This window comes from Nocardioides sp. NPDC058538 (assembly GCF_042719275.1).
Lineage (GTDB): Bacteria > Actinomycetota > Actinomycetes > Propionibacteriales > Nocardioidaceae > Nocardioides.
On sequence record NZ_JBHXNY010000041.1, the window covers coordinates 1 to 11,042 of the forward strand.

Here is an 11,042-nt window from a genome sequence, read left to right on the forward strand (position 1 = left end):
GACCAACACGGTCCGCTCTCGCGCTCGAGGGGACCGTGTTGGTCTCGACACGCTCGCTGGCGCTCGCGGCTCGACCGACGGGGGCGACGGCTCGACCGACGGGGGCGACGGCTCGACCGACGGGGGCGACGGCTCGACCGACGGGGGCGAAGGCTCGACCGACGGGGGCGAAGGCTCGACCGACGGGGGCGAAGGCTCGACCGACGGGGGCGAAGGCTCGACCGACGGGGATTGCTCGAGCGACGGATTCGGCGAAGCGGCGGGCGAGGTGCGGATGGCCGGCCCAGTGGATGTGGAGGTATGACGCGTGGACGGTGTCGCTGCTGAAGCCGGTCGGCGTGTCGTCGACGGTCCACGCGGCCTGGCCCCCGGCAGGAGGAGCCGTCGTGGTGCGGTGGAACTCGTGGCCGGTGACCTGCTCGCCGGCGCGGGTGAGGAGCGAGTCGGAGACGGCGGTGGCGACTGGGTAGCGCAGGGTCAGGCGCTCGCTCATGGCGGCGTGGGTGGGGATGGCGCCGGCCATCGGTACGCCGTCGAGGGACTCGGCCAGATAGAGGAGCCCGGCGCACTCGGCGACCGTAGGGATCCCGGCCGCGACGGCCGCCCGCAGGTCGCGGAGGAGGCTCGTGTTGGCGGCGAGCTCGGCGGCGTACATCTCCGGGAAGCCACCGCCGAGGTAGATCCCCTTCGTGCCCTCGGGAAGCGCGGGATCGGTGAGCGGATCGAAGGAGCGTACGTCGCAGCCTGCCGCCTCCAGGAGCTCCTCGGTCTCGGGGTAGCGGAACGTGAACGCCCGCCCACCCGCGACGGCCACGACGGGTCGACCAGCGGTTGCGCTGGTTGAGCCGGCGTCGTGAGGAACGAGCGACGCCGTGTCGAAACCAACACGGTCGCTCTCGCGCAAGGCCGCCCCCGGATCCCAAGGACCTTCGGCCAGCGCAGGAGCGTTGCGAGCGACGTCAAGGAGCGCATCGAGGTCGAGGTGGGCGGCGACCTGCTCCCCCAGCCGCTCGATCAGCGTGACCGACTCGTCACGCTCGGCGACGGGGACGAGGCCCAGGTGGCGCGACGGGGAGGCGAGCGACTCGTCGCGCGGGAGCATGCCCAGCACTGGCAGGCCGACCTGCTCCAGCCCGCGCCGGATCTCGGAGGCGTTGCGGCCCGGGGAGCAGCGGTTGAGCACGACTCCCCCGATGCGTACGGACGGGTCGAAGGCCGCCATCCCGACGGCGATCGCGGCAGCGGAGCGGGACATCCGGGCGACGTCGAGGACCAGGACCACCGGCGAGGAGGTCAGTGCGGCGACGTGGGCGGTGGAGGCGAAGCCGTCGGTGCCGAGGCGGCCGTCGTAGAGCCCCATGACGCCCTCGATGACCGCCACGTCCGCCCCGGCGGCGCCATGAAGCAGCAGCGGCACGACGCGCGACTCCCCCACCAGATGAGGGTCGAGGTTGCGGCCCGGACGGCCGGTGGCGAGCGCGTGGTAGCCCGGGTCGATGTAGTCCGGGCCGACCTTGTGCCCGCTCACCGACATCCCGGAAGCGCGCAGCGCCGCCATCAGCCCGGTGGCGATGGTCGTCTTGCCCGAGCCGGTCGAGGGAGCAGCGACCACCAGCCGGGGCAGGCTCACCATTCGATGCCCCGCTGGCCCTTCTGACCCGCGTCCATCGGGTGCTTGATCTTGGTCATCTCCGTGACCAGGTCGGCGACCTCCAGCAGCGCCGGGTCGGCGTCGCGGCCGGTGATGACGACGTGCTGGCGACCCGGCCGCTCGGCGAGCACCGTGGCCACCTCGCCGGCCGAGACCCAGCCCCACTTGATCGGGTAGGTGAACTCGTCGAGGACGAGCAGGTCGTACGTCTCCGCGGCCAGGCACCGCTTGATCTCGGCCCAGCCCTCGGCGGCGTCCGCGGCGTGGTCCTCGGCGTCACCCTGCTTGCGGCTCCAGGACCAGCCGGAGCCCATCTTGTGCCAGTCGACCGGCCCGCCCTCGCCGGTCTCCTCGTGCAGCTTCCCGAGGCGCTCGAGCACGGTCTGCTCGCCGATGCGCCACTTGGCCGACTTCACGAACTGGAAGACCCCGATCCGCCAGCCCTGGTTCCAGCCTCGCAGCGCGAGCCCGAAGGCGGCGGTCGACTTCCCCTTGCCGGGGCCGGTGTGGACCATCACCAGGGGCCGGTTGCGGCGCTGGCGGGTGGTGAGCCCGTCGTCGGGTACGTTCAGCGGCTGTCCCTTCGGCATCAGGCAGCGCCCCTTCCCGTGGTGGATCCGGTGAAACCGTGGACGGCGGAGGTCAGCGCCTCCGCGCTCACCTCGGCGACCGGCACGTGCTCGGCCCCCAGGTGCTGGGCAAGCTGCCGGGCGAGCCCGAGCCGCATCGGCCCGCTCTCGGAGTCGATGACGACGGTGGTGACGCCCAGACCGGCGACGTACGCGGCGGCCTGCTGCGACCGCCGGACGGCGTCCTTGCCATGAGCCTGCGCAGTTTTTCGGGATGAGTTGGCGCGCCCGTCGGTGACCACGACCAGCAGCGGCCGCAGATCAGGGTCACGAAGGTGCTCGCGCTGGAGCACGCGGGCGGCCTCGAGGAGGCCTTCGGCCAGCGGCGTACGTCCTCCGGCGGGCACCTCGTCGAGGCGTGCCGCGGCGAGGTCGACCGACCCGGTCGGCGGCAGCACCAGCTCGGCGCCCTCGCCCCGGAACGTGATCATCCCGACCTTGTCGCGGCGCCGGTAGGCGTCCAGGAGCAGCGAGAGGACCGCGGCCTTCACCTGCGCCATCCGCTTGCGTGCGGCCATCGACCCGGAGGCATCCACGCAGAAGAGCACCAGGTTGGCCTCCCGGCCCTCACGGACCGCGGTGCGGAGGTCCTCGATCCGCAGCTCGACCTTCGCGGAAGTACGCGGGCGGGTGGCCTGCTTGCCCGCGGCCGCCTTGAGGGTCTCGACGAGGTGGAGCGAGCCACGGGTGCTGACGCTCGCGCCGATCCGGCGGCCGCTGCTGCCGATCGCCTTGCTCCGGCCGCCGCTGCGGCCCGTGCCCAGGCCGGTCACGGTCAGGAGGCGGGGGCGGTAGGCCGGGGCGGCGGCGGTGACGGACTCGGGCGCGACGCCGGAAGGCGACTGTGGCTGGTCGAGTGCGTCATCGGCTGTGTTGGTTTCGACACCGCTCGCTTCGCTCGCGGGCTCAACCGACGGGGGTTCACCGTCGGTCGAGCCGCCGGAGCCGCTAGGCGGAGGCGTGTCGAGACCAACAGGGTCACCTTCGGCGCCCGAGTCGTCCCCCGAGCCATCCGAAGGCCCTCCCTCGGGCGGCTCGGGCGGCAGCTCCTCGTCGCCGAGGATGCGGTCGAGCAGGTCCTCGTCGAGCCCGGGAGCGTCGAACGGGTTGCGACGGCGCCGGTGCGGGAGCGCCAGCAGGGCGGCCCGGCGGATGTCTTCGCGGGTGACCTCGGAGCGACCGGCCCAGGCCGCGTGCGCGACCGCGGTGCGGGCGGTGACGATGTCGGCGCGCAGCCCGTCGACCTCGAACGCCGCGCAGACCTCGGCGATCTTGAGCAGCCCGGGAGCGGTGAGACGTACCTTCCCGACGAGGGCGCGCGCGGTGGAGACCCGTGCGGTCAGGTCGCGCTCGGCGGCCTCATAGCGCTCGACGAACGCGGGAGCGTCCAGGTCGAAGGCCATCCGGCGGCGTACGACCTCCGCCCGAAGGGAAGGATCGCGGGGCGCGGCGACCTCGACGGTGAGCCCGAAGCGGTCCAGGAGCTGCGGACGCAGCTCGCCCTCCTCGGGGTTCATGGTGCCGATCAGCACGAACCGGGCGGCATGCTCGACCGAGACACCGTCGCGCTCGACCGAGACCCGGCCCATCGCCGCCGCGTCCAGCAGCAGGTCGACCAGGTGGTCGTGGAGCAGGTTGACCTCGTCGACGTAGAGCAGGCCGCGGTGGGCCCGCGCGAGCAGCCCCGGCTCGAACTCGACCGCACCGCGCGACAGCGCGCTCTCCAGGTGGAGCGAGCCGACGACCCGGTCCTCGGTCGCTCCAACCGGGAGCTCGACCAGGCGCACCGGCCGGCTCTCCACGACGGCGGCAGACCCGAAAGGACCGTCCGGCGACTCCGCGGACGGGTCGGCCGGGTCGATCGAGAACCGATCCCCGGCGTAGACCGAGATCGAGGGCAGCACGGCCGCCAGACCGCGTACGGCCGTCGACTTCGCCGTCCCCTTCTCGCCACGGACCAGGACCCCGCCGATCTCCGGGGAGATGGTGGTGAGCACGAGCGCGAGGCCCATGTCGTCGAGGTCGTCCGCCTGGCAGCCGAGGACGGCAGAAAATGGGTAATGAACCGGCATGGAGAGGCTCCCGCTCCCTATCGCTTGGACTGGATGGGCGCGGGGCCGGTCTTCGGACTTGTCGAGTCCCCACGAAGGGGCTCGTTCACCGCAGCGGGCCTGTGCCGGATTCTCACCGGCTTCCCAGATTCTCCCTTCCCACCGTCCTCACCAGCTCCTGTGACAGAGCCGATGACTGGGCAGTCGGGGCACCTCGCGCCTGAGCGGCCACTGTAGCGTCTGGCCTCATGATCGTCGTGGTGGGCATCGGTGCCGGAGGTTGGGACGAGATCCCCGTACGTCACCAGCAGCTGATCCGGGGCTCCGCCGTCCTCCTCGGTGGCAAGCGCCATCTCGACCTCGTCCCGGACGTCCCCGGCCAGCGGCGCGAACCCTGGCCGTCACCGCTGCGCGAGGGGCTCCCGGCTCTCCTCGATTCGCTGCCAGGCGACGCGCCCGTCGTCGTTCTGGCCTCGGGCGACCCGCTCGTCTCCGGCGTCGGGACGACCCTGATCTCGCTTCTCGGGCGAGAGAACGTACGCATCGAGCCGGCCGTCTCCTCCGTCGCCCTCGCCCGCGCCCGGATGGGTTGGGCCGCCGAGTCCTGCGTGGCCGTCAGCCTCGTCGGCCGCGACGTATCGCTGGTCGCCCGCGAGCTCGCTCCCGGCCGCCGGATCCTGGCGCTCTCCTCGGACGGATCCACTCCGAGGCAGATTGCGGACCTGCTGGTCACCACAGGATTCGGCGCCTCGACATTGGCGGTCCTCGGTGACCTGGGCGCGGAGACGGAGAGCGCGCGAACCGCGTCCGCCTCGGCCTGGGTCGGGGAGTCTCCACGCCTCAACATCGTGGCGATCGAGTGCGTCGCCGACCGTGTTGGTCTCGACACGCTCGCTGGCGCTCGCGGCTCGACCAGCGCATCGTCGGTCGAAGGCCACTTCGTTCAGGCCTCGGAGCCGCTAGGCGAAGGCGTGTCGAGACCAACACAGTCGCTCCCCGCTTCCTGGGCCGCCGGCCTCCCCGACGACGCCTTCGAGCACGACGGACAGCTGACCAAGCGCGACCTACGGGCCTCCGCACTGGCCCGCCTCGCCCCGGTCCCGGGTCAGCACCTCTGGGACGTCGGCGCAGGCGCAGGCTCGGTAGGCATCGAGTGGATGCGCTCCCACCCCACCTGCACCACGACCGCGATCGAGGCCAGCCCAGAGCGGGCGGCCCGGATCGCACGGAACGCGTCCCGACTCGGCGTACCCGGCCTGACCGTCGTCGATGGCCGCGCCCCCGATGCTTTGGCCGACCTCCCAGCCCCCGACGCGATCTTCATCGGCGGCGGCGCGACCCGCCCCGGCGTACTCGACGCCTGTCTGCGAGCCCTCCGCCCCGGCGGCCGGCTCGTGGTCCACGGCGTCACCCTGGAGACCGAGCAGGTCCTGGCGCGCCAGCACGCGGAGCGAGGCGGCGAGCTGACCCGGATCTCGGTGGAGTCCGTCGACTCGATCGGCACCTTCCGGGGCTGGGCACCCCAGCGCACGGTCGTCCAGTGGGCCTTCCAGCCCGCCGAGTAGCAGTTCAGCCGCGGCGACCGACTCGCTCAGCGAAGGCGTCGAGCGCATCGACGACTTCATTGGCCAGCCACACACGGTTACGTTGGCCGCTGCCTACGCGAGTGAGGATCTTGGCATTCTCCAACTGCTCGACGGCCCGCTGAGCGGCAGACAGCGCCGTTCCTGTCGCGGCCTCGACGTAGGCAATGTTCACGGCTGGCTGGTTGAGCAGGTACGGAAGGAGTCGCTGTGCGGCCGACCCTCGCCGGGATGGCAGTCGCTCACCCCAGCCGTCGTACACCCGCTCCAGATCATCAACCAGGTGGCGGCCGTTGCTGACCGCCCTGAACGAGGCGTTGACGAACTGCCGAACGATCGGCTCGACGTCCCCGCTGCGATAGTCGGTCAACGCCTGGAAGTACGCCGATGTATCGGTCAGCAGGCCAGCAGACACAGGGACGGTGAGGCGGCGTGTCACATCGGCATGGCGCAGCATCGCATGAACAAGGGTCCGACCGACGCGTCCGTTGCCATCGTTGAAAGGGTGGATCGTCTCGAACTGCGCATGCGCAATCGCACACTGAACCAGGACCGGAAGGTCCACCCTCCGCACGAAGGCGATCAAGTCCTCCATACACGCCGCTACCCGAGTGTGATGAGGAGGAACGAAGGACGCAGTATGCGGGCTCACCGCGGCGCTGCCGATCCACACCTGAGCCGTTCGGAAGCGACCAGGAGTGGCGTACTCGTGTCCGGCGAGAAGAGCATCGTGGGCAGCCAGGATCGAGTCGACGCTGATGTCGTCAGCGAGCGCCACTGCCCGTTGCATCGCGACGACGTTCGCCGTGACGAGCTGAGCATTCGGACCACTCTTCGCTTCGATCGAAGCGAGTGCCAAAGCCTTGGCGCCGGCCGTGACACCCTCGATCTGCGACGACGACGCCGACTCCGTCCGCAGCAGCACCGACGCGAGCGGAGCCAGCTCTGTCGCCACGTCCTGTCCTTCGACGCGGGAGCGTCGCTCGGTCAGCGCGGTGACCTCAGCATCGAAGCGAGTGATCTCGCGCACTGCGTCCTCAGCCTCGGCCTGGATCTCCGTACTGACCGCTGATACCAGGCCTTCGATCCGAGCGGGGACGGCAGCCTCGTATGGGCCGCGCGCTGACATCCGCTGGCGTCGGGATGCGGAACGGTCTGGCTCGCCTTGCCAATCGCGCGACTCCATCTCGACGGCGAACTCTGTGTGAGAGTGGTTCACAGTCGCACCTTACACCACTTTATTGAGATAAGTTGGTATATGGACGCTCGACGTGGCCCTCGAGATGTCCACCACGCCGATCCTTCCTGATCGTCCAAGCCGCGCGTACGCCGGCGCGATCAGCCGGCGAGGTCGCGGCGCCACCGCGGGGTGGTCGACTCGAGGGCCGCGAGCAGCCCGACTGTCTCTGACGGGTCGCTGAGGCGGTCGCCGAAGAGGTCCTTGATGCGCCTGAGCCGGTGCCGCACGGTCTGCTCGTGGACCATGAGGTGCTCGGCGACGACGGGGGCGCTGGGGCGGGTACGCAGCCAGACCAACATGGTCTCGGCGAGCGCCAGGCGCCGTTTCGGAGTCTCCTCCATGAGCGGCGCCAGCAGCTGTTCGTCCGCGAAGCGGCGCAGCATCGGGTCGGCGTGCAGACACAGTTCCGACTGGTGCGCGGCACACCACACGATGCCGTCCTCAGAAGCGCGGATGACCTGCTCGGCGACCAGGGCCAGGGCCCGCATGCCCCAACGTACGGCGTGGTGGGTGTCGTCGAGTCGTACCTCCCAGGTGACCGCGACCGGGCGGCTCGTCTCAGCGACTACCGCCTGGGCCCGAAGGTGCACCTCACCCGAGGCCCCGATCACGACCATGGCGCCCTCGCTCGAGCCGGCGAGCAGACGTGCCGTGGGCGCGCCGAGGTGGGCGGAGACCGGTCCACCCGGAATCACCGCCACGGCCACCCGATCGGTGATGGCCCAGCCGGCACGGCCGGCCAGAGCACGCAGGGCGCCCGCTCGTACGTCGCCGACGAGCGCCGCGAAGAGCGGCAGCCGGGGATCGATCGGCGGAGCGGGCTCGGCGAAGCCCCGCATGGCGTGCTCGAGGAGCTGGTGCTGGTAGTCCATGAGTGCCTCGGCGAGGTAGCTCACCGACGCCAGCGGCAGCTCCAGCTCGCCGGCGATCTTCGACATCTCCCGCCAGAACTCCTGCGTCGCGATGTGGTGTGCCGCTCGCATCGCATCGAGGTTGTGGCCGGCCCTTCCCTCCAGGCTGCCCAGACGTCGATAGATGTGGGCCACGGTCGCCCCACGTACGGGTGCACCGGCCATCGCGTCGACGAACAGGGAGACCGCCTCGCCGAGTGCCTCCTCGATGACGTCGTGCACCCGTGGATCGCCGAACGCGGCCACCTCGCGGCAGATGCGTCCGGCGATGCGGCGAGACAGGTCACGGGCCCGGGGCCGGTAGGCCACCACGATCTCCCGAGCGATCGCGTCGGGCGGCGGCGAAAGGTCGATTCGCAGCGTTGGCCGGGGCCTTCTCGGGATCGGGCCCGTGAACGTATCCGTAGTCGGTCGTGTCCTCGTCGTCACGCAACTCTCCTCCGCACTCGTCCCTCGCTGCGCTGCGACCTGGGGAGCCGCGCGAAGGACGACATCCCCTGCAGTGAAGGGCTCGGCCGGACCCCGCGTCCAGAGCGGCAGAGGTTCGCTCCCGGATAACCCTGAAAAGTTGTGACGGTCCTCACAACTTTTCCGTGCTGGGTCGAAGTTGTCACCAACCTGACAGTTTTGGCGGGATCCCCGACCTAGCGGCGGCATCGCGGTTGCCAGCCCTCGGCAGCGGCCGCGTCAATGGGTGGCGTCATCCATCCCGGACCGCAAGGGGAAAACGTGAGAACCAAGCCTCCACCCCGTCACCGCACGTGGGTCGCCACAGCATTCGCCGCGCTCGTGGCCACCGCGCTGCTCACGGGGGCACCCGCTGCCCAAGCCGTCGAGAACCCGACCCTCAAGGTCGACTACGACGCCGTCGGTACGACGCACATCGGTGCGCAGGTCGACTCGTCGATGGCCATCGGGCCCTCGGTGCTCAAGTCAGTCATCGACACCACCAACGGCCACATCGTCGGGGGATCCCTCGCCATCCCGACCCAGACGATGAGCTTCGACATCTTCGGGATCCCGTCCCGAGCCAAGGTCACCATGACCCAGGTCGGGTCACTGTCCGGCGCCATCGTGCCCACCAGCCAGCTGGGCAAGTCGACGCTCACCTCGACGGTCGCCTACGACATCCAGCTCAGCGACGTCGAGGCCAAGGTGTTCGGCATCTGGTGGCCATTGGCTGTCGGCAGCCGCTGCCACACCGCCGAACCGGTCACCATCACCGCCAGCACTCCTGAGGGTGAGTTCTTCACCGTCAACGGCGGCGGCCGGGTCACCTCGACCTACACGATCGGGAGCTTCACCGGGTGTGCCGCGCTGAACTTCTTCGACATCCCTGGCTTCTTCCCCTGGTTCGGCTCCATCCCGATCAACGCCCTGGTGCCGGGCACCGACAACTCCCTCGAGCTGCAGATCGCCAATCCTCGCGCGGGCACCGCGTGAGCCTCTCGGGTTCAACACAACACCACACAAGGAGAAACATCATGAAGAAGATCACCAGCCGCGTGCTCACCGGTCTCGCTGCCGGAGCCCTCGCTGTCGGGACCGTCGCGGCCATGTCCGCGCCGGCCCAGGCCGCCGCCGCCGGCTACACCCCGAACGGCACGAACCCGATCACGTTTGTCGGGAACAACGTGTCCTTCACCGCGGTCGAGGCCGACCAGACGCTGACCTGTGAGCAGTTCGACCTCACCGGCAACATCATCGACCCGGGTCAGACCCGGGAGTTCGGGGAGGCCGCCGGTACGCTGCCCAACCTCGCGTCCAGCGGCTGCACCAACCCGATCGCCGGTGACACCACCGTCGACCCGACTGGTACCTGGGGCGTGAGGGTCGACGGAGCCGAGGTCGGCTCGGTCTCGCCGGCCACGCTCACCAGCGTCACCGCGTTTGTCGAGGCCGCCGGCTGCTCGTTCAACGTCGCGGGCGAGGTGAGCGGCACCTTCAACGACTCCACGCAGGTGTTCACGCCCACCGGGTCAACGCTGACCATCTCAGACAACCCGGTCGGCTTCATCTGCCCGATCCTGGGTGTCGGACAGGGACAGTCCATCTCCGTGGCCGGGACCTGGACGGCCAACGGTCTCACCATCACCAACCCGTGATCGACCAGCGCTGAACCGATCCATCCGGGGTCTGTGTCGTTGGCAACTGCCATCGGCACAGACCCCTTCCGACATCGCCAACCCACCTCCGCTGGAGAAGTTGATGAAGAACTTGATCAATCGCGTCCTCACTGGTCTCGCCACCGGATGGCTCACTATCGCCACGGCCGCGGTGATGTCCTTGCCCGCCCACGCTGCTGCGGACACATACACACCACACGGCGGACCCGCCGTCGCCTTCATCGGCAACGAGATCGCCTTCACTGACGAGTTTGTCGGGCAGACGTTCAGCTGCGATCAGTTCGACTTGCACGGCACTCTGATCAGCGCCGATCTCAGCAGGCCGCTCGGGACCATGGCCGCCACATGGGACCAACTCGACTACGGCGGCTGCTTCAACAATATCTTCGGCGCTACCACGTTCGACCCGATTGGGACCTGGGGATTTGCGATCACAGGGCCCGAGGTCGGATCGGTATCGCCCGCCAAGCTCGCTGATGTGAGCTTCCTCCTTTCGGCCGCTGGCTGCTCGTTCAACGTCGCTGGGGACGTTTCCGGCACGCTTGACGACGTCACTGGCGTGTTCACGCCCACTGGGTCGACCATGACGATCGCCGACGACCCTGCCGGATTCATCTGTCCGATCCTCGGCTTCATGAAAGACGATGCCATCAGCGTGAGCGGCACCTGGGCGATCACCGGCCTGACGATCACCAATCCCTGATCATCCGGATTGACGAGTCGAGGGGAGGTTTTGGGGGAGCGGGGGTGAAAGGAGGCAGGGCCGGCCCGCCCGACACTGACAAGACGGGAGAGGCACCCCCACAAGCAAGTACTTTGGGTGGCGACCGCACGGCCCCCCGGCGGGGACG

9 protein-coding genes and 1 riboswitch are annotated in these 11,042 nt (G+C 69.8%); of the genes, 4 read left to right on the forward strand and 5 right to left on the reverse strand.

Translation table 11 applies throughout. From position 1 onward, the window contains the following. The 3 genes from ACFWQC_RS24805 to ACFWQC_RS24815 form a co-directional block, all read right to left on the reverse strand. On the reverse strand, nucleotides 1-1,633 hold a 1,633-nt coding region (locus ACFWQC_RS24805), incomplete at its 3' end, for a cobyrinate a,c-diamide synthase (RefSeq protein ID WP_378684323.1). Next, nucleotides 1,627-2,241 (reverse strand): cob(I)yrinic acid a,c-diamide adenosyltransferase, encoded by a 615-nt coding sequence (cobO, locus tag ACFWQC_RS24810; RefSeq protein WP_378684325.1) that lies wholly within the window; start codon nucleotides 2,239-2,241, stop codon nucleotides 1,627-1,629. The genes cobO and ACFWQC_RS24805, both read right to left, overlap by 7 nt. Next, a complete protein-coding gene (locus ACFWQC_RS24815; protein WP_378684328.1) occupies nucleotides 2,241-4,352 on the reverse strand; it encodes a VWA domain-containing protein in 2,112 nt (703 codons plus the stop codon). The genes cobO and ACFWQC_RS24815 overlap by 1 nt, the downstream gene beginning before the upstream one ends. Before the next feature lie 25 nt (nucleotides 4,353-4,377). Beyond that, nucleotides 4,378-4,517, reverse strand: a riboswitch (cobalamin riboswitch). A 62-nt stretch (nucleotides 4,518-4,579) separates the two neighbouring features. On the opposite strand from ACFWQC_RS24815, the gene cbiE reads away from it, so the two are divergent. Further along, nucleotides 4,580-5,896 (forward strand): precorrin-6y C5,15-methyltransferase (decarboxylating) subunit CbiE, encoded by a 1,317-nt coding sequence (gene cbiE, locus ACFWQC_RS24820; RefSeq protein WP_378684331.1) that lies wholly within the window; start codon nucleotides 4,580-4,582, stop codon nucleotides 5,894-5,896. Nucleotides 5,897-5,900: 4 nt separating this feature from the next. Here cbiE and ACFWQC_RS24825 read toward each other — a convergent pair whose 3' ends face one another. Together ACFWQC_RS24825 and ACFWQC_RS24830 are read right to left on the reverse strand one after the other, a co-directional pair. Next, entirely contained in the window at nucleotides 5,901-7,133 is a 1,233-nt protein-coding gene (locus ACFWQC_RS24825; RefSeq protein WP_378684334.1) for a Fic family protein, read from the reverse strand. Between the two features lie 119 nt (nucleotides 7,134-7,252). Beyond that, nucleotides 7,253-8,374, reverse strand: a complete 1,122-nt coding sequence (locus ACFWQC_RS24830) for a helix-turn-helix domain-containing protein (RefSeq protein WP_378684337.1) — start codon at nucleotides 8,372-8,374, stop codon at nucleotides 7,253-7,255. Between the two features lie 420 nt (nucleotides 8,375-8,794). Between ACFWQC_RS24830 and ACFWQC_RS24835 the strand changes: the two genes are divergently transcribed. From ACFWQC_RS24835 to ACFWQC_RS24845, 3 genes are all read left to right on the forward strand, one after another. Next, nucleotides 8,795-9,508, forward strand: a complete 714-nt coding sequence (locus tag ACFWQC_RS24835) for a hypothetical protein (RefSeq protein WP_378684339.1) — start codon at nucleotides 8,795-8,797, stop codon at nucleotides 9,506-9,508. Nucleotides 9,509-9,549: 41 nt separating this feature from the next. Beyond that, nucleotides 9,550-10,170 carry a hypothetical protein gene (locus ACFWQC_RS24840; protein ID WP_355021974.1) on the forward strand — a complete coding sequence of 207 codons (621 nt, stop codon included), beginning with the start codon at nucleotides 9,550-9,552 and terminating at the stop codon, nucleotides 10,168-10,170. A gap of 103 nt (nucleotides 10,171-10,273) precedes the next feature. After that, entirely contained in the window at nucleotides 10,274-10,894 is a 621-nt protein-coding gene (locus ACFWQC_RS24845; protein WP_378684343.1) for a hypothetical protein, read from the forward strand. The last annotated feature ends 148 nt before the right edge of the window (nucleotides 10,895-11,042 follow it).